Source organism: Cupriavidus sp. (genome assembly GCF_057315035.1).
In genome coordinates, this window is sequence record NZ_DBHKYV010000006.1 from 173,853 (window position 1) to 190,973 (window position 17,121).

Below are 17,121 nucleotides of genomic sequence, written 5' to 3' on the forward strand. Positions count from 1 at the left end.
CCGATAGCCTTGGCTATGCAACCCCTCTCCCGCACAGCGGGAGAGGGGAGCAACCCAGAGACGAACACAAGACGCGAATCATCGCGCCACACCAGGCTCCTGAATGCACCGATCCATCCCGTCATGGCTGCGCGCCATGCTTGCCGCGCTGCTGTTGGCCGCGGCCCCGCTGTGGGCGGCTACGCCACTGACGCAGGCGGACCTGAAGCCGCTGGCCGAAGACGATTTCGACGCCAAGACCGCCGCATTGGCCAAGGTCACGCAGGCGCCCGCCGAACAGGCCGGCCCGATCCTGAAGGCGCTGCAGGACGATGCGCTGCAATACGCGCCCTCGGTCGGCATGGTGCGCCAGGACGGCGACAAGACCTTCGATGCGATCACGGGCCAGCCTGTGACGGTGAAGGCCGGCGAACTCGAATCCCTGACATTGAATAACAGCCTGCGGGCCGTCGTCGACAGTGCCGCGAGCAGCCTGCTGCTGCAGTCGCCGGACATCGCGGTACGCACGCAGGCCATCAACACGCTGTTCGAACAGCCCGAAAGCGCCTCGCGCGATGCCGTCGAAGCGGCGCGCAAGGCCGAAGCCGATGCGGGCCTGCGCATGCGCCTGGACGTGATCTGGGCCAATACGGTGCTGGCACAGGGTACCGATGCCACGCGCGACGCGCGCCTGGAAGCCATTGGCATCCTGGGCAAGGACAGCAATCCGCAATCGCGCCAGAAGCTGATGCCGCTGGTGGAGAAGGACGATGCCGGCAAGTACCGCGAAGCCGACGAAGGCGTGCGCGTGGCCGCGCAAAAGGCAATCGACCAGTTGCGTAGCGACCAGCGTCGCGCCGATCTGCTCGGCAACCTGTTTGCCGGCCTGAGCCTGGGCAGCGTGCTGCTGCTGGCCGCGCTGGGCCTGGCCATTACCTACGGACTGATCGGCGTCATCAATATGGCGCACGGCGAGTTCCTGATGATCGGGGCCTATGCCACCTACGTGGTCCAGACGCTGTTCCGCGCTTATGCACCGAACGCGTTCGACTGGTATCTCGTGGCGGCGCTGCCGGCGTCGTTCCTGGCCGCGGGCGTGGTCGGATTCGCGCTCGAACGGATCGTGCTGCGCCATCTCTATGGCCGTCCGCTCGAAACGCTGCTGGCTACGTTCGGTGTCAGCCTGCTGCTGATGCAGGCCGTGCGCACGATCTTCGGTGCACAGAACGTGGAGGTGGCCAACCCGGTCTGGATGAGCGGTGGCTTCGAGGCCATGGCCGGGCTGGTGATTCCGTATAACCGCGTGGTCATCATCCTGTTTGCACTCGGCGTGGTGGCCGTGGCGTGGGCCGTGCTGAACCGCACGCGCCTGGGCCTGTTCGTGCGCGCCACGACGCAGAACCGCACCATGGCGGCCTGCGTGGGCGTGCGTACGTGGAAGGTGGACAGCTACGCGTTTGCGTTCGGCGCCGGTATTGCCGGGCTGGGCGGCTGCGCGCTGTCGCAGATCGGCAATGTCGGCCCCGACCTGGGGCAGGCATACATCATCGATTCGTTCATGGTCGTGGTGCTGGGCGGGGTGGGCCAACTGGCCGGCACCATCGTCGGCGCGTTCGGCCTGGGCATCATCAACAAGTTCATCGAGCCGTTCTACGGTGCGGTGCTGGCCAAGATCTTTGTCCTGGTGCTGATCGTGCTCTTCATCCAGAAGCGCCCGCAGGGACTTTTCGCGCTCAAGGGGCGCAGCGCGGAGGCCTGACATGAGCAGCTTTCAATCGAAATCCGGCAAGGCGTTCCGCCTCTCGGTGCCTGAGCGCCAGCCATTGTTCTCGGGCCGGGTGTGGACGTTGCTGGTGGCGTTGACCCTGGTCGTGGCGATCGGCGTGCCGATCTGCGCGCTGGTGTTGCCCGAAGGCCATCCACTGTATCTGTCGGCCTACGCGCTGACGCTGATCGGCAAGATCATGTGCTTTGCGCTGGCCGCCATTGCGCTGGACCTCGTGTGGGGCTACTGCGGCATCCTGAGCCTCGGACACGGCCTGTTCTTCGCGCTGGGCGGCTATGCGATGGGCATGTACCTGATGCGCTCGATCGGACGTGAAGGCGTCTACAAGAGCGACCTGCCCGACTTCATGGTGTTCCTGGACTGGAAGGAACTGCCGTGGTTCTGGCATGGCACCGAGCACCTGCCTTACGCGCTGCTGCTGGTGGTGCTGGTGCCGGGCGTGCTGGCCTGGCTGTTCGGGTACTTCGCGTTCCGTTCGCGCATCAAGGGCGTGTACCTGTCGATCATCACGCAGGCCATGACCTATGCGGCGATGCTGCTGTTCTTCCGCAACGAGACCGGTTTCGGCGGCAACAACGGCTTCACCGATTTCAAGCGCATTGCCGGCTTTGCCGTGGCCGCACCGCAAACGCGTACCGCGCTGTTCGTGCTGACGTTCCTGGCGCTGGTGGCCGGCTTCATCGCATGCCGCTACATCGTCACGTCCAAGCTGGGCCGCGTGGTCACGGCCGTGCGCGATGCCGAGATGCGCGTGATGTTCTCGGGCTACAGCCCGCTTGGCTACAAGCTGTTCGTGTGGACCTTCTCGGCCGTGTTGTGCGGCATTGCCGGTGCGCTGTACGTGCCGCAGGTGGGCATCATCAACCCGGGCGAGATGTCGCCGGCCAACTCGATCGAGATGGCGGTGTGGGTAGCGGTGGGCGGACGCGGCACGTTGATTGGCCCGATCATTGGCGCATTCCTGGTCAACGGCGCCAAGACCATGTTCACGGCCTATTTCGCCGAGTACTGGCTGTTCCTGTTGGGCGCGATGTTCGTACTGGTGACGCTGTACCTGCCCGACGGCGTGGTCGGCCTGCTGCGCCGCCTGCGCGGCGTGCGCACCACGGCAGAGAAGATCGAGACCGCGACCGACGAACCGGTGGCAGCAACACCGGCGGCACCGGCAGTAGCGGCACCGGCAGTGGCGCCACAACAACGGAGCGAAGCATGAATGCCGCACTGGAAGCAGGGCAGGCCGAAAGCGGCGATGCCACCGGCCTGGGTCGCATCCTCGAGCCCGGTGTCATCGACACCACGCATGGTCCGATCCTCTACGTGGAGGACCTGACGGTGCAGTTCGACGGTTTCCGTGCGCTGAACAAGCTGTCGCTGTCGATCGATCACGGTGAGCTGCGCTGCGTGATTGGCCCGAATGGCGCCGGCAAGACGACCATGATGGACGTCATCACCGGCAAGACCGGGCCGCGCAATGCCAATGTCACGGGGCGCGTGTTCCTGGGGCAGACCATCGACCTGATGCGCATGACCGAGCCACGCATCGCGCAGACCGGCATTGGCCGCAAGTTCCAGAAGCCGACCGTGTTCGAACAGCATGCGGTGTGGGAAAACCTGGAACTGGCGATGAAGGCCGACAAGCGCTGGTGGTCGTCGTTGCGCGCGCGGCTGACCGGGGAAGGTCATCGCCGCATCGAGGAAACGCTGGCGCTGACCGGGCTCGAGGACGAAGCGTATCGTCCCGCCGGGTTGCTTTCGCACGGCCAGAAGCAGCGGCTGGAAATCGGCATGCTGCTGATGCAGCAACCGCAGCTGCTGTTGCTCGACGAGCCCGTGGCCGGCATGACCGACGAGGAAACCATGCAGCTTGCCGCGCTGCTCAACAGCCTGCGCGGCAGTTGCTCGATGATGGTCGTCGAGCACGACATGGAATTCGTGGCGGCGCTGGCTGGCGATGCGGGCAAGGTCACGGTACTCGCTGAAGGTAGCCTGCTGGCCGAGGGCACGCTCGATGCCGTCAAGCGCGATGAACGCGTGATCGAATCCTACCTGGGAAGATAACCATGCTGCAGGTCAATGCACTGAATCAGTACTACGGCGGCAGCCACATCCTGCGCGACGTATCGTTCGAGGTGCCGCACGGAAAGCTCACGACGCTGCTGGGCCGCAACGGGGTGGGCAAGAGCACGCTGCTCAAATGCCTGATGGGCGTGGTGCCTACCCGCAGCGGCAGCGTGAGCTGGGACGGCAAGGCACTGGAAAAGAAGGCGCCGTACGAACGCGTGTCGGCGGGGCTGGCCTATGTGCCGCAGGGTCGCGAGATCTTTCCGCGCCTGACGGTCGAGGAAAACCTGCTGATCGGTGCGGCCAGCCGCGGCAAGCCGGCGGGCGTGCCCGACCGCATCTACCAACTGTTCCCTGTGCTGCGCACGATGCGCCAGCGTCGCGGTGGCGACCTGTCCGGTGGCCAGCAGCAGCAACTGGCGATTGGCCGCGCGCTGATGAGCGAACCGCAGTTGCTGATCCTCGACGAGCCTACCGAAGGCATCCAGCCGTCGATCATCCAGGATATCGGCCGCGCGCTGCGCCTGCTGGTAGACGAGTTCGGCATGACGGTGCTGCTGGTGGAGCAATACTACGAATTCGCGCGTCACCTGGCCGATCACTACGTGGTGATGAGCCGTGGCGAGGTGGTGGCCAAAGGCAACGGGGCGACGATGGAACAGGATGGTGTGCGCGAGTTGATCGCGGTGTAAATCCATCATGCGCGCGCGGCTGATCAATCACCTTTCGGTGAGCGCGGCCGCGCGCTATGATTTGTGCCATCGTCCGCGCCCTCGCGTTCCCGTCTTCACTGATGCGTCATCCCGATTTTCCTTCGTCGCTCGCCATGCCTGCCGCATGGCATGGCAGCCTGCGTCTGCGTTTCGCCGTGCGCGCGGGTCGTACCGCCATGGTGGAGCGCCGCCATGAGGGGCCGCTGCGCGTGCAGAAGCCTCTCTATCCGGAAGGCGCGATCTGCCACGGTGTGGTGCTGCATCCGCCGGCAGGTGTCGCGGGTGGCGATGTGCTCGATATCGATATCAAGCTGGAACCCGGCGCGCAGGCCGTGCTGGCCACGCCGGGCGCCACCAAGTGGTACAAGTCGCAGGGTCGTGACGCGGCGCAGCAGGTACGCATCGACGTAGCCGAAGGCGCGCGGCTCGACTGGTTGCCGCAGGAGAACATCGTATTCGACGATGCACGCGCACGGATTGCCACGGAAGTAGCGGTTGCGCCGGGTGGCAGCGCTATCGGCTGGGACGTGGTGGTGCTTGGACGCCTGGCGTCGGGCGAGCGTTGGGCCAGCGGATCGCTGTGGCTCGATACACGCATCGGCAGCGCCAACCGCTCGCTATGGATCGAGCAGTCGCATTTCGATGCCGCATCGCCGCTACGCGGTGCAGTGGCCGGCCTGGATGGCCTGCCGATCCTGGGTACGCTCTGGGCGGTGGGGCAGGGTGCCACACAGGATCTGGCCGAAGCGCTGGCCACCCAGTTGCCGTATCGCCCCGACCTGCGCGCGGGCGTGACCTGCCTGGCGGCACGGGGACAGTCGATGCTGCTGCTGCGCGTGCTTGGCCGCGACATGGAAGCAGTGCGGCACCTGATGATCGACTGCTGGAACACCTTGCGCATGCCGATCCACGGCGTGCCTGCCCGGCCGCTGCGGCTCTGGGCAACCTGACAACGACAATCAAGCACAACCAGGCACAGCCAGGTACAAACAGGAACCCGATATGGAACTGACTCCGCGCGAGAAGGACAAGCTGCTGATCTTCACCGCCGCGTTGCTGGCCGAGCGTCGCCGCGCGCGCGGGCTCAAGCTGAATTACCCCGAGGCCGTGGCGCTGATCACGGCCGCGATCATGGAAGGTGCGCGCGATGGCCGCACCGTGGCCGAACTGATGCACGAGGGCACCACCGTGCTAGCGCGCGAGGATGTCATGGATGGCGTGGCCGAGATGATCCCCGAGATCCAGGTCGAAGCCACATTCCCGGACGGCACCAAGCTGGTGACCGTGCACCATCCGATCGTCTGAAGGCCTGAAAACCTGAACCCCGAACGCTCAACAAGAAGAGGATGAACCCTATGCACCGCATGCTCCGTTCGCGCCTGATCGCCGGCGCCACGCTTTCGCTGGCCACCGCCTCGGCCTTTGCCCATCCGGGCCACGACGGTGCCACCGTTGGCGCCAGTCTGCTGGCCGGCCTGGCACACCCGTTCACTGGCGCCGATCACCTGCTGGCCATGGCTGCCGTGGGCGTGTGGAGTGCCCTGGCAACGTCGCCCAGGGACGCGTTCGAGGCGGGCCCGTCGAAGCTGGACCTGCTGCGTCTGCCGCTGGCGTTCGTGGCCATGATGCTGGTGGGGGCCGCGCTTGGCCTGGCCGGCGTGACGCTGCCGGCCGTGGAGCCGATGATTGCGGTCTCGCTGCTCGTGATCGGCCTGCTGGTGGCCGCGCGGGCACGCCTGTCCACGCTGGCCGGCATGGCCATCGTGGGCGGCTTCGCACTGTTTCATGGCTATGCACATGGTGCCGAACTGCCGGCCACGGCCGCCGCATTGCCCGCGGTGCTGGCCTATGTCGGCGGCTTTGCGGTGAGCACGATGACGCTGCATGTCATGGGTATCGGTGCCGGGGCATTCCTGCGTCGCCATGCGGCCTGGATGGCGCGCGTGGCCGGTGCCGGAGTGGCGCTGTATGGCGTTGGCCTGCTGGTGGCCTGATTCCCCACAAGGAGCAAGGCGATGATTCCCGGTGAACTGATGCCGCTCGACGGCGAGATCGAACTGAATGCGGGGCGCGCCACGGTCAGCGTGGTGGTGGCCAATACCGGCGACCGGCCGGTACAGGTCGGCTCGCATTTCCATTTCTACGAGACCAATGCAGCGCTGTCGTTCGATCGCGAAGCCGCGCGCGGCTTCCGGCTCGACATTGCCGCGGGCACCGCGGTGCGCTTCGAACCTGGCCAGTCGCGTACGGTGCAACTGGTGGCGCTGGACGGTGACCGCATCGTCTACGGTTTCAACGGCAAGATCATGGGAGCGCTGTGATGAGCGTGAAGATTTCCCGGCAAGCCTATGCCGAAATGTTCGGCCCTACCACCGGCGACCGCCTGCGACTGGCCGATACCGGACTGGTGGTTGAAGTCGAGAAGGACTTCACGATCTATGGCGAGGAAGTGAAGTTCGGCGGCGGCAAGGTGATTCGCGATGGCATGGGGCAAAGCCAGCGCATGTCGAAGGATTGCGTCGACACCGTCATCACCAATGCGCTGATCATTGATCACTGGGGCATCGTCAAGGCCGATATCGGCCTCAAGCATGGACGCATCGCCGGCATCGGCAAGGCCGGCAACCCCGATATCCAGCCGGGCGTAACGATCGTCGTCGGCCCGGGTACCGAGGTGATCGCGGGCGAGGGCATGATCGTTACCGCTGGCGGCATCGACACGCACATCCACTTCATCTGTCCGCAGCAGATTGACGAGGCGCTGATGAGCGGCGTGACGACGATGATCGGCGGCGGCACCGGACCCGCCACGGGCACGTTCGCCACCACGGTGACGCCGGGGCCGTGGTACATGGAGCGCATGCTGCAGGCAGCCGATGCGTATCCGATGAATATCGGCTTCCTGGGCAAGGGCAATGCGAGCCAGGAAGCGCCGCTGACCGAGCAGGTGGAGGCCGGTGCCATCGGGCTGAAGCTGCACGAGGATTGGGGCACCACGCCGCAGGCCATCGACACCTGCCTGTCCGTGGCCGATGCCACCGATACGCAGGTGGCCATCCATACCGACACGCTCAACGAAGGCGGCTTTGTCGAGGCGACGATTGCCGCGTTCAAGGGCCGCACGATCCATACGTATCACACCGAAGGCGCGGGCGGCGGCCACGCGCCCGACATCATCAAGGTATGCGGCGAAGCCAACGTGTTGCCGTCGTCGACCAATCCGACGCGCCCGTACACGGTGAATACGCTGGACGAGCACCTGGACATGCTGATGGTGTGCCATCACCTGGATCCGGCGATTGCGGAGGACATTGCCTTCGCGGAATCGCGCATCCGTCGCGAGACCATCGCGGCCGAGGATATCCTGCATGACCTTGGCGCGTTTTCGATGATATCGAGCGATTCGCAAGCGATGGGGCGCGTGGGCGAGGTCATCATCCGCACCTGGCAGACCGCGCACAAGATGGCCGCGCAGCGCGGCAAGCTGCCCGGTGACCCGCACGATGCACGCGGCGGCCATGACAATTTCCGCGTCAAGCGCTATATCGCCAAGTACACGATCAACCCCGCGCTCACGCATGGCATTGCGCATGAAGTCGGCTCGATCGAGGTCGGCAAGTGGGCCGACCTGGTGCTGTGGCGGCCCGCGTTCTTCGGCGTGAAGCCAAGCCTGATCCTCAAGGGCGGCATGATCGCGGCGGCCGCGATGGGAGACCCCAATGCGTCGATTCCAACGCCGCAACCGGTGCACTACCGTCCCATGTTTGCGTCGGCCGGCGGTGCGCTGCCGAAGACGTCGCTGACCTTTGTCTCGCAGGCGGCACTCGCCGGCAATGTGGGGGAGCGCTATGGCCTGGCCAAGACGCTGGCGGCGGTGCGCGGAACACGCACCGTAAGCAAGCGCGACATGGTGCACAATGACTGGCAACCGCATGTCACGGTCGATCCGGAAACCTACCAGGTGGTGGCCGATGGACAACTGCTGATGTGCGAACCGGCTACCGTGCTGCCGATGGCGCAGCGTTACTTCCTGTTCTGACCCGTGATCAAGATCGACAAACACCTGCCTGCCCCGCACGGCATTGCCCCGGTACTGGTGCGCCGTGCGCCGAAACTGGTCCTGCCATTTGGCGACCGTAGCAAGAGCCGCCTGCGCGCGGTGCTCGACAACGGCACCGAGGCGGCGCTGTTCCTGCCACGCGGCACCGTGCTGCGCGGCGGCGACCTGCTGGTGGCCGAGGACGGCACGTTCGTCGAAGTGCAGGCCGCGGCGGAAGCCGTGCTGCAGGTGTCGGCCGCTGATCCGCTGGCCCTGATGCGCGCGGCATATCACCTGGGCAATCGCCACACGCCAGTGGAAGTGGGTTGCGATTACCTGCGGCTCGAATACGACGCGGTGCTCGCCGACATGCTGGCACGACTGGGCGTGCAGGCCGAACGCGCCGACCTGCCATTCGAACCCGAAGCCGGTGCATATGGCGGCGGCCACAAGCATGGCCATGATGCGACGTTCGCCGAGGACTATGCCAAGGCGCAGGAAGTGTTTCACCACCATCATCATGACCACGATCATGGTCATGATCACGTGCATGACGAACACTGCGGGCACAAGCACTGAGTGGATGTGATCGTGGATCCAAGGCCGGCCCTCTCCCCCAACCCCTCTCCCGCGCCCGGGAGAGGGGAGCCAACCGTTGGCGCTTCAAAACTCCCCTCTCCCGCTTGCGGGAGAGGGGCAGGGGGAGAGGGCGGGCGCCTGGGCAACCACGAATTCGTCCGCAAGCTACGCGCGAATCAAACCGCCGCCGAACAACGCTTGTGGTATTTCCTCCGTGCGCATCGCTTGCTGGGCCTGAAATTCAAACGTCAGGTACCCATCGGCCCCTACATCGCCGATTTCCTCTGCATCGAATTCAACCTGATCGTCGAAGCCGATGGCGGTCAGCATGGTTCCCTCAATGATTTCGATCGTGATGTCTGGTTGCGGGATCAGGGCTATACGGTGCTACGGTTCTGGAACAACCAGGTTCACAACGAAATCGATGGCGTGCTGGAAGCCATTCGTCAGGCTGTGTTGGCGCAAGGGTTTGTAGAACCGAGCACAACGCCATGACCGCCCTCCCGCAACTGATTTCCCTGCTGCATCTGGCGTCGCCTGCGTTGCCGATTGGCGGCTTCAGCTATTCGCAAGGACTGGAGGCCGCGATCGACTGTGGGCTGGTCAGCAATGCCCAAACCGCCGAACGCTGGATCCACGACAACCTCACCCAGGTGCAAGCCCAATGCGAGGCGCCGGTCTGGCTGCTACTGCATCGTGCATGGCTCGCACAAGACCACGCGGCGGTAGCGACATGGAACGACTGGTTCCACGTCACGCGCGAAACGTCTGAGTTGCGCCTGGAGACCGAGCAGATGGGCTGGTCGCTGGCAAAGCTGGTGGCGCAGATGGGGTGGGGCAGCGACGCCATGCGCGGCGTGTTGCGCGAACTGTCGCCGCTATGCCTGCCCACGGCATTCACCGCGGCGTGCGTGGCGCTTGAGATCAGCGAGCGCGACGGACTGGCTGCCTACGCATTCAACTGGGCCGAAAACCAGGTGGCGGCAGCGCTCAAGGCTGTGCCGTTGGGTCAGGTGGCCGGTCAGCAGATCCTGCGCGGCCTGCACGGTGCCGTGCTCGAGGTGGTCGAAGAGGCCGCGCAGCGCGCCGATGCGGCACCGCCGCGCCTTTCCACGTTTTCTCCCATGCTGGGACTGCTGTCCGCTCGGCACGAGACGCAGTACTCCCGGCTTTTCCGATCGTGAATCCCATCATGACCCGTACCAAGAAAAATCCTCCGCTGCGCGTCGGCGTGGGCGGCCCCGTCGGCTCCGGCAAGACCACGCTGCTGGAAATGCTCTGCAAGGCCATGCGCGACCGCTACGACCTCGTGGCCATCACCAACGATATCTACACCAAGGAAGATCAGCGGCTGCTGACGATCTCCGGCGCATTGCCGGCCGAGCGCATCATGGGCGTGGAAACGGGCGGCTGCCCGCATACGGCGATTCGTGAGGATGCCTCGATCAACCTCGAGGCCGTGGATCGCATGCTGGCCAGGTTTCCCGATGCCGACGTGGTCTTCATCGAATCGGGTGGCGACAATCTCGCGGCTACGTTCAGTCCGGAACTGTCCGACCTGACGATCTACGTGATCGATGTGGCGGGGGGAGAAAAGATCCCGCGCAAGGGCGGGCCAGGGATTACGAAGTCGGATCTGCTGGTGGTCAACAAGACCGACCTCGCGCCCTATGTGGGAGCATCGCTCGAGATCATGGAAAGCGACACGCGCAAGATGCGTGGCGAGCGTCCGTTCGTGATGGGGAGCGTCAAGTCGGGGCAGGGCCTCGACGAGGTGATTGCCTTCATTGAACGGCAGGGCATGCTGAACGTCTGAGACGCCGGCCGCGGGAAAACCTAGCGCATGTGTCGCCGCGCCAATGCGCGCGCGACGCCGGCCACCACATCGCGGTCGACGTCATTGAGCTCGGCCATGTAGCGCAACGTAGCTTGTACCGAAGGCGATTGCTCTGCGTCAAAAGGAGAGCGGGGTGGGGCTGTCGCTTCATCCGATCGATGTCTGCTAAAGTCAAGCATCTCGGTTGGTGCAATACCGAGCGTGTCTGCCAGGGTACATATGTTATATAGCGCAACATTGCGCGTGCCGCGCTCGATGCCGCTGAGGTACGATCGGGCCAGGCCGCTTTCCAGCGACAGCGCCTCCTGAGACCAGCCGCGCTGCTTGCGCAACCAGGTCAAGTGCCGCCCGAACAGCTTGAGTGGGTCTGCTGTCATATGCTGCTGTGTCTGCTGTGTGGATAATAAGTCGCTAAGTCGACCGAGCCTAAGGGTTTGACCTATGCGGAACGACAACTTATAGTTCGTCGTTCTATCGGTGCCAGATCCGCATCTTAAGGGATGCACCCGCAAAGGGTGCGGTGCCGAAGGCTGACCGGGCGGTGTGAAAACACCGTGCCGAAACGGGGCTGTCGCGCAACGGATGTCGGGCGGAAAACCGCGCCACGCCGTCCATTCGTCCATTGCGCATTCCGGGACCACTTGCGTCCCAGGCTCTGTTTCGAGGGAATGCCATGCAGATTTTTTCGTCCTCCGACGCCCGCGTCCGCACTACCGCGCCATGCGGGAAATCCACCACCACCCCAGGTATCGATCGCCGATTATGTGTCATTCCGGCAACGGCTGGCCTTGGCCATACGTCGGGATACGTGTACTTGTCGGCTGCCGCACGGTCTCCGGTGGCCACGCCGGAGCATGTGCAATGGTGGGCCTGCCTGCAAGGCGGTGTACGTTTGCTCGATGGTGACGAGGAATTCGCGATGCTGGCCAGTGGCGACATTCTGGTGCCACCCGCGCGTCCACTTGCGTTGCAGGCCGCGATCGACAGCGTGCTGGTTCGTGCCGTAGCGCTGCCGCAGACCGACGACAACGCAGAGAGCGATGCCGCCGATACAGTGGCCGCGGAATTCGTCGCGCTGGAACCGGGCGAGCCCGATTGGGCGCAACGCTTTCACGCACGCGGCCTGCTGTGGGCGATTTGCCATCACGGCACGCTGTGCCTGCAATGGCGCGACAAGCGCCGCTCCGGCAAGCCGCGCATGCTCTATGTACGGCCGGGCATGGCCTTCGCGCCGGCACCGGGCGACGACTACTGCATCGACGCCATGATGCCCGGCACGGGGCTGCTCTGCTGCATGCGCAACGACGCGATGCCGGAGTCCGAGCCGGCGCCGGAGCCTAACGACGCTGATACTGCGTCGCCCCGAACAGAATCTCGCGTTCCTGGTCCGTCCGCAGCGGCTTGCGCTCCTTGGCCAACACCTCGACCCCGCGCTTCACGGCAGGGCGCTCGGCAATCTCGTTGAACCAGCGCTTCAGGTGCGGATAGTCGTCAAGGTCCACGCCCTGGTTCTGCCAGCTGCGTAGCCACGGGAAGGTGGCGATGTCCGCGATCGAATAGCTGTCGCCAGCCAGCCAGGCGTGTTTCGACAACTGGGTGTCGATCACGCCGTAAAGGCGCTTTGCCTCATTGGTGTAGCGATTGACCGCGTATTCGATCTTTTCGGGTGCGTAGATACGGAAGTGGTGCGCCTGGCCCAGCATCGGGCCAACGCCGCCCATCTGGAACATCAGCCACTGCAGCGCGTCGTACTTGCCGCGCACGTCGTCGGGCAGGAACTTGCCGGTCTTGCCAGCCAGGTACAGCAGGATCGCGCCCGATTCGAACAGCGAGATCGGTGCGCCGTCCGGGCCGTCGCTATCGACGATCGCGGGAATCTTGTTGTTGGGGCTGATCTTGAGGAAGTCTTCGCCGAACTGGTCGCCGGCGCCGATATTGATCGGGTGCACCCGGTACTCGAGACCGCATTCCTCGAGCATGATGTGGACCTTGTGGCCATTCGGGGTGGCCCACGTGTAGACGTCGATCATGTGCAACGCTCTCCATGGAAGATTGGCCGGGGCATTAGAGCATAGAAGGAATAACCCTGCTGGCGGCACATGATCTGCCCACACTTTGCTCCATCTCTCCCGCGTGCGGGAGAGGGCCCGGCCGTTCAGTCAACCATGCGTTGCAACCGGACCACCGCCCATCACGATCCGCGCGTCACCGGCATCTGGATGCTGTCAGCATTCACGTTCATATGCTTGGCCAGTTCCAGCTTGGCGATGGCATTGCGGTGCACCTCGTCCGGACCGTCGGCCAGGCGCAGCGTGCGCTGGTGCGCCCACCAGTTGGCCAGCGGGAAATCGCCCGACACACCTGCGGCGCCATGTACCTGGATGGCCCAGTCGATCACGCGCAGCGCCACGTTCGGCGCCACCACCTTGATCATCGCGATCTCGGCCTTGGCCACCTTGTTGCCCACGGTGTCCATCATGTACGCGGCCTTCAGCGTCAGCAGGCGCGCCATCTCGATATCGCAACGCGCTTCGGCGATGCGTTCCTGTGTAACGCCCTGGCGTGCGATTGCCTTGCCGAACGCCACACGCTCCAGGCTGCGCTTGCACATCAGTTCCAGCGCGCGCTCTGCCACGCCGATGCTGCGCATGCAGTGGTGGATGCGGCCCGGTCCCAGGCGGCCTTGCGCAATCTCGAAGCCGCGGCCTTCACCGAGCAGGATATTGCTGGCCGGCACGCGCACGTTCTTCAGTTCGATTTCCATATGGCCGTGCGGCGCGTCGTCGTAGCCGAACACGGGCAGGAAGCGCTTGATGGTGATGCCCGGCGTATCGGCCGGCACCACGATCATCGACTGCTGTTCATGGCGGCCGGCATCGGGATCGGTCTTGCCCATCACGATATAGACCTTGCAGCGCGGATCGCCGGCGCCCGACGACCACCACTTGGTGCCGTTGATCACGTAGTGGTCGCCATCGCGTACGATGCGGCACGCGATATTGGTGGCATCGGACGATGCCACGTCGGGCTCGGTCATCAGGAACGCCGAACGGATCTCGCCGCGCAGCAGCGGTTCCAGCCACTGGTCCTTCAATGTCTCGGACGCGTAGCGCTCGAGCGTTTCCATGTTGCCGGTGTCCGGCGCGGCGCAGTTGAACACTTCGGCCGACCAGGGTACGCGGCCCATGATTTCGCACATCGGTGCGTACTCGAGGTTCGACAGGCCTTCCGGCGCACGCTTCGAGCGCGGCAGGAACAGGTTCCACAGGCCGGCTTCACGCGCCAGCGGCTTCAGTTCCTCGACCACCTTGGTCGGCACCCACGCATTACCCGCCTCGCGGTTGGCCTGCACCTCGGCGTAGAAACGCTTTTCATTGGGATAGATATGCTGGTCGAAGAACGCCAGCAGCCTGGCCTGCATTTCCTTGACCTTGGGCGAGTACTCGAATTGCATGGGGTCTCCTCGATTCCCTGGGGGATGGGTTGGGTGGCACGCCGTGCAGCATGTGCCGAGCGTGCCGACCGCGTTGGTGGTGCGGACTGATGGCTACTCTAGCCGATGGCAATCAATAAGAAAAATGAATTTACTAGATTGGTCAGTATCAATTTGCTGCATCTCGTGCCAGAATCGCAGCAGTCAAATGATGCGAAGGTTGCCATGCAGCTCAGCCGGATCGACCTCAACCTCTTTGTGGTGTTCGACGCCATCTACAGCGAAGGCAGCATCACTGCCGCGGCACGCCAGCTGAACCTGACGCAGCCGGCCGTGAGCCATGCGCTGGGGCGTTTGCGTACGCTGTTCGACGATGCGCTGTTCGAACGGCGCGGGCAGGGCATGGCACCGACGCCGCTGGCGCGCTCGCTGGCGGGCGAGGTGCGCGGTGCGTTGCAATCGTTTGCGCGTACCTTGCAGGACACGCCGCATTTTGACCCCGCCAACACCACGCGCCGCTTTACCATCGGCATGCGCGATGCGCTTGAGTCCACCTTGCTGCCGCCACTGATGGCACGCGTGACCGCCATTGCACCGCATGTGGAAATTGCCGCGATCCGCTTCGATCGCCGCGAGATGGAATCCGAACTGCTGGCCGGCACGCTCGACACCTCGATCGATATCCTGCTGCCGGTTTCGCCGGCGATTCACCACAGCGCATTCATGTCGGACCCGATGGTGGTGCTGGCGCGCCGCGATCATCCGCTGGTCAAGAAGGAACTGACGCTGGAGCGCTACCTGTCCGCCGAGCACGTGCACGTATCGTCGCGCCGCCGTGGTGCCGGGCTGGAAGACCAGGCATTGCACCGCATGGGCCTGACGCGCCGCGTGCGGCTGCGTTGCCAGCACTACGCAGCCGCGTGCCGCGTGGTCAGTTGCACGGATCTGCTGGCCACGCTGCCGCTGCGCTATGCGCGCATCGCCAACGAGCCTTATGCCAACCGGCTGCTGTCGCTGCCGTTCAAGGTGCCTTCGCTGGAACTGCACCTGTACTGGCACGCCGGTGGCGAGAACGACGGTGCGAACCGCTGGCTGCGCGAGCAGCTGATGGCGGTGATGGCATCGCTTGGCGGCGGTGTCGGCGGTATCGGTGATGTGGCGTCGGGGGCGCCGGCGTAAGCGGGCGGCACGCCGATTCGAGTGCGGCCACGCCATTCGTGCAGCGCGCTCGGATCACACCGTAAGAAAATGTTCGCAGGCTGGACGCTGGTGGAGGGCATCCCTACCATCACTGCGATCCATCTGCCCCGCGCGCTTCACATCACGGCGCTTCAGCGCCAGGCGTTGTCCCGATCCACACGTCGGACATGCGGGCAGTTTCCCTCCATTTCCAAATCATCGAGGCGCATTTCACATGCCAGGGAAACCCTTGCGTACTGCATTCATCAACGGACGGCCGGTTGCATTCGGCGCTATCGCCGCATGCGCGGCCCTGACGCTGGCCGCATGCGGCGGCGGTGACGGTGGCAGCAGCGCAACCAGCGCCGGGTCTTCCAGCGGCGGCAGCGCAGCGCAATCGGCTGCCAGCACGCAGGCTGCCGCGCCAGCAGGCACGGCACCTACCACCGGCGGTACGGATCGTGCCTGCTATACGGTCAGCGGCAGCGCCCCGGCGCCCGTGACCGGCGCCGTAAGCCTGCTGCCGGCACGGGGTACCGGGGTGTCCGCGTATCGTGTGCTCGACGACGCGCGCAGCGCCGGCCTGTGCTACGCCAACTATCGTCGCGAACAGGTGGGACTGGCACCGCTGACCGCGCGCGATGCGCTCAACACGGTGGCGCAGAACCACACGTCGTACATGCTGGCCAACCAGACGCTGACGCATGATGAGCAGTCGGGCAAGCCCGGCTATACCGGTGCCGCGCCCAACGACCGCATCCAGGCAGCGTATTCGAGCAATGCCACGGCCGAAGTGGTGGCTGGTGCCAATCGCTGGACCTCGGCCGCCGGTGCAAGCCTGTCGATGACGCCGAAGGATGCGCTGGTAGTGGATCTGGTCAACGCGCCGTTCCATCGTGCCGCGTTGTTGGGCAGCTATGCATCGGCGGGCAGCGGGTTTGCCGAGAGCGTGGGGGCCGGCAGCAGCGGAGGCACGCAGGCGTACTACTACCAGACCATCGATCTTGCCGATGCCAGCAATGGTGGTGCCGACAACCAGATGGTGGCGTATCCGTATGCGGGCCAGGCCGATGTGCCGACCAGCTGGGTCAACAACGAGAGCCCGAATCCGGCACCGTCGTACGCGGGACAGACCATGGGCTACCCCGTGACGGTGCAGGCGGTCAATACGTCGCTGACGTTCAATGCTGACACGTTCTCGATTACCGATGCGTCGGGCAATGCAATCGCCTGCGAGAAGGTCGACGCGCGCACCTCGGGAATGTCCAGCGCGGCCCGTGGCCTGGCAATCTGCACGCCGCGCACGCCGCTGGCCAGCAAGACCCGCTACAACGTGACCGTCAGCGGCACGCTGAACGGGCAGGGCGTCAACCTGAACTGGTCGTTCACCACGCTTTAAGTTCTGGTGCGGTGCGGCAAGGCCTGGCGGTGCCTCGGTGGCGCCGGGCTTTGCCATGAAGTGCCGTTTCAGACCTTTCGTATCTCCATCGCAGGATCGCCGCTACAATCGCCGAA

18 protein-coding genes are annotated in these 17,121 nt (G+C 64.7%); 15 read left to right on the plus strand and 3 right to left on the minus strand.

From position 1 onward, the window contains the following. Window positions 1-103 precede the first annotated feature (103 nt). From urtB to ureG, 13 genes are all read left to right on the plus strand, one after another. Window positions 104-1,738 carry an urea ABC transporter permease subunit UrtB gene (urtB, locus tag ACO550_RS11960; RefSeq protein WP_315592136.1) on the plus strand — a complete coding sequence of 545 codons (1,635 nt, stop codon included), beginning with the start codon at window positions 104-106 and terminating at the stop codon, window positions 1,736-1,738. Between the two features lies 1 nt (window position 1,739). After that, window positions 1,740-2,978, plus strand: a complete 1,239-nt coding sequence (urtC, locus tag ACO550_RS11965) for an urea ABC transporter permease subunit UrtC (RefSeq protein ID WP_315592135.1) — start codon at window positions 1,740-1,742, stop codon at window positions 2,976-2,978. After that, window positions 2,975-3,823: an urea ABC transporter ATP-binding protein UrtD gene (gene urtD, locus ACO550_RS11970; protein WP_315592134.1), complete on the plus strand. Its 849-nt coding sequence runs from the start codon at window positions 2,975-2,977 to the stop codon at window positions 3,821-3,823. Before urtC ends, urtD begins: the two co-directional genes overlap by 4 nt. Before the next feature lie 2 nt (window positions 3,824-3,825). Then, window positions 3,826-4,518, plus strand: coding sequence for an urea ABC transporter ATP-binding subunit UrtE (urtE, locus tag ACO550_RS11975; protein ID WP_315592133.1), 693 nt, complete (start codon window positions 3,826-3,828; stop codon window positions 4,516-4,518). A gap of 101 nt (window positions 4,519-4,619) precedes the next feature. Further along, window positions 4,620-5,489: an urease accessory protein UreD gene (locus tag ACO550_RS11980; RefSeq protein ID WP_315592132.1), complete on the plus strand. Its 870-nt coding sequence runs from the start codon at window positions 4,620-4,622 to the stop codon at window positions 5,487-5,489. Between the two features lie 52 nt (window positions 5,490-5,541). Continuing rightward, entirely contained in the window at window positions 5,542-5,844 is a 303-nt protein-coding gene (locus ACO550_RS11985; RefSeq protein WP_011515766.1) for an urease subunit gamma, read from the plus strand. 50 nt (window positions 5,845-5,894) lie between these two features. Further along, the gene (locus ACO550_RS11990) at window positions 5,895-6,533 is read left to right on the plus strand and encodes a HupE/UreJ family protein (RefSeq protein WP_315592131.1); all 639 of its coding nucleotides are present in this window, start codon (window positions 5,895-5,897) and stop codon (window positions 6,531-6,533) included. A gap of 21 nt (window positions 6,534-6,554) precedes the next feature. Beyond that, the gene (locus ACO550_RS11995) at window positions 6,555-6,860 is read left to right on the plus strand and encodes an urease subunit beta (RefSeq protein WP_315592130.1); all 306 of its coding nucleotides are present in this window, start codon (window positions 6,555-6,557) and stop codon (window positions 6,858-6,860) included. Further along, window positions 6,860-8,578: an urease subunit alpha gene (gene ureC / locus ACO550_RS12000; protein WP_315592129.1), complete on the plus strand. Its 1,719-nt coding sequence runs from the start codon at window positions 6,860-6,862 to the stop codon at window positions 8,576-8,578. The genes ACO550_RS11995 and ureC overlap by 1 nt, the downstream gene beginning before the upstream one ends. Before the next feature lie 3 nt (window positions 8,579-8,581). Next, the gene (gene ureE, locus ACO550_RS12005; RefSeq protein WP_315592128.1) at window positions 8,582-9,157 is read left to right on the plus strand and encodes an urease accessory protein UreE; all 576 of its coding nucleotides are present in this window, start codon (window positions 8,582-8,584) and stop codon (window positions 9,155-9,157) included. A gap of 12 nt (window positions 9,158-9,169) precedes the next feature. Next, on the plus strand, window positions 9,170-9,652 hold the full coding sequence (locus ACO550_RS12010; protein WP_485994862.1) for an endonuclease domain-containing protein: 483 nt from the start codon (window positions 9,170-9,172) through the stop codon (window positions 9,650-9,652). Further along, window positions 9,649-10,341 carry an urease accessory protein UreF gene (locus ACO550_RS12015; RefSeq protein ID WP_315592126.1) on the plus strand — a complete coding sequence of 231 codons (693 nt, stop codon included), beginning with the start codon at window positions 9,649-9,651 and terminating at the stop codon, window positions 10,339-10,341. Before ACO550_RS12010 ends, ACO550_RS12015 begins: the two co-directional genes overlap by 4 nt. An 8-nt stretch (window positions 10,342-10,349) precedes the next feature. Next, window positions 10,350-10,973 (plus strand): urease accessory protein UreG, encoded by a 624-nt coding sequence (gene ureG, locus ACO550_RS12020; RefSeq protein WP_315592125.1) that lies wholly within the window; start codon window positions 10,350-10,352, stop codon window positions 10,971-10,973. 20 nt (window positions 10,974-10,993) lie between these two features. Here ureG and ACO550_RS12025 read toward each other — a convergent pair whose 3' ends face one another. The 3 genes from ACO550_RS12025 to ACO550_RS12035 all read right to left on the minus strand — a co-directional run bounded on the left by ACO550_RS12025 (window position 10,994) and on the right by ACO550_RS12035 (window position 14,448). Beyond that, a complete protein-coding gene (locus ACO550_RS12025) occupies window positions 10,994-11,371 on the minus strand; it encodes a helix-turn-helix domain-containing protein (protein ID WP_315592124.1) in 378 nt (125 codons plus the stop codon). 960 nt (window positions 11,372-12,331) lie between these two features. After that, a complete protein-coding gene (locus tag ACO550_RS12030; RefSeq protein ID WP_315592123.1) occupies window positions 12,332-13,024 on the minus strand; it encodes a glutathione binding-like protein in 693 nt (230 codons plus the stop codon). 161 nt (window positions 13,025-13,185) lie between these two features. Next, window positions 13,186-14,448 (minus strand): acyl-CoA dehydrogenase family protein, encoded by a 1,263-nt coding sequence (locus ACO550_RS12035; protein ID WP_315592122.1) that lies wholly within the window; start codon window positions 14,446-14,448, stop codon window positions 13,186-13,188. Window positions 14,449-14,652: 204 nt separating this feature from the next. Between ACO550_RS12035 and ACO550_RS12040 the strand changes: the two genes are divergently transcribed. Together ACO550_RS12040 and ACO550_RS12045 are read left to right on the plus strand one after the other, a co-directional pair. Next, window positions 14,653-15,606 (plus strand): LysR family transcriptional regulator, encoded by a 954-nt coding sequence (locus tag ACO550_RS12040; RefSeq protein ID WP_485994857.1) that lies wholly within the window; start codon window positions 14,653-14,655, stop codon window positions 15,604-15,606. A 235-nt stretch (window positions 15,607-15,841) separates the two neighbouring features. Then, complete coding sequence (locus ACO550_RS12045) at window positions 15,842-17,005, plus strand: CAP domain-containing protein (RefSeq protein ID WP_315598836.1); 1,164 nt, start codon at window positions 15,842-15,844, stop codon at window positions 17,003-17,005. The last annotated feature ends 116 nt before the right edge of the window (window positions 17,006-17,121 follow it).

Coding starts and splice junctions, on each gene's coding strand:
- ACO550_RS12045 (WP_315598836.1), top strand. CDS start 15,842: ATGCCAGGGAAACCCTTGCGTACTGCATTCATCAACGGACGGCCGGTT.
- ACO550_RS12040 (WP_485994857.1), top strand. CDS start 14,653: ATGCAGCTCAGCCGGATCGACCTCAACCTCTTTGTGGTGTTCGACGCC.
- ACO550_RS12025 (WP_315592124.1), bottom strand. CDS start 11,371: ATGACAGCAGACCCACTCAAGCTGTTCGGGCGGCACTTGACCTGGTTG.
- ACO550_RS12015 (WP_315592126.1), top strand. CDS start 9,649: ATGACCGCCCTCCCGCAACTGATTTCCCTGCTGCATCTGGCGTCGCCT.
- urtB (WP_315592136.1), top strand. CDS start 104: ATGCACCGATCCATCCCGTCATGGCTGCGCGCCATGCTTGCCGCGCTG.
- ureG (WP_315592125.1), top strand. CDS start 10,350: ATGACCCGTACCAAGAAAAATCCTCCGCTGCGCGTCGGCGTGGGCGGC.
- ACO550_RS11990 (WP_315592131.1), top strand. CDS start 5,895: ATGCACCGCATGCTCCGTTCGCGCCTGATCGCCGGCGCCACGCTTTCG.
- ACO550_RS12035 (WP_315592122.1), bottom strand. CDS start 14,448: ATGCAATTCGAGTACTCGCCCAAGGTCAAGGAAATGCAGGCCAGGCTG.
- urtD (WP_315592134.1), top strand. CDS start 2,975: ATGAATGCCGCACTGGAAGCAGGGCAGGCCGAAAGCGGCGATGCCACC.
- ACO550_RS11985 (WP_011515766.1), top strand. CDS start 5,542: ATGGAACTGACTCCGCGCGAGAAGGACAAGCTGCTGATCTTCACCGCC.
- ACO550_RS11995 (WP_315592130.1), top strand. CDS start 6,555: ATGATTCCCGGTGAACTGATGCCGCTCGACGGCGAGATCGAACTGAAT.
- ACO550_RS11980 (WP_315592132.1), top strand. CDS start 4,620: ATGCGTCATCCCGATTTTCCTTCGTCGCTCGCCATGCCTGCCGCATGG.
- urtC (WP_315592135.1), top strand. CDS start 1,740: ATGAGCAGCTTTCAATCGAAATCCGGCAAGGCGTTCCGCCTCTCGGTG.
- urtE (WP_315592133.1), top strand. CDS start 3,826: ATGCTGCAGGTCAATGCACTGAATCAGTACTACGGCGGCAGCCACATC.
- ureC (WP_315592129.1), top strand. CDS start 6,860: ATGAGCGTGAAGATTTCCCGGCAAGCCTATGCCGAAATGTTCGGCCCT.
- ACO550_RS12030 (WP_315592123.1), bottom strand. CDS start 13,024: ATGATCGACGTCTACACGTGGGCCACCCCGAATGGCCACAAGGTCCAC.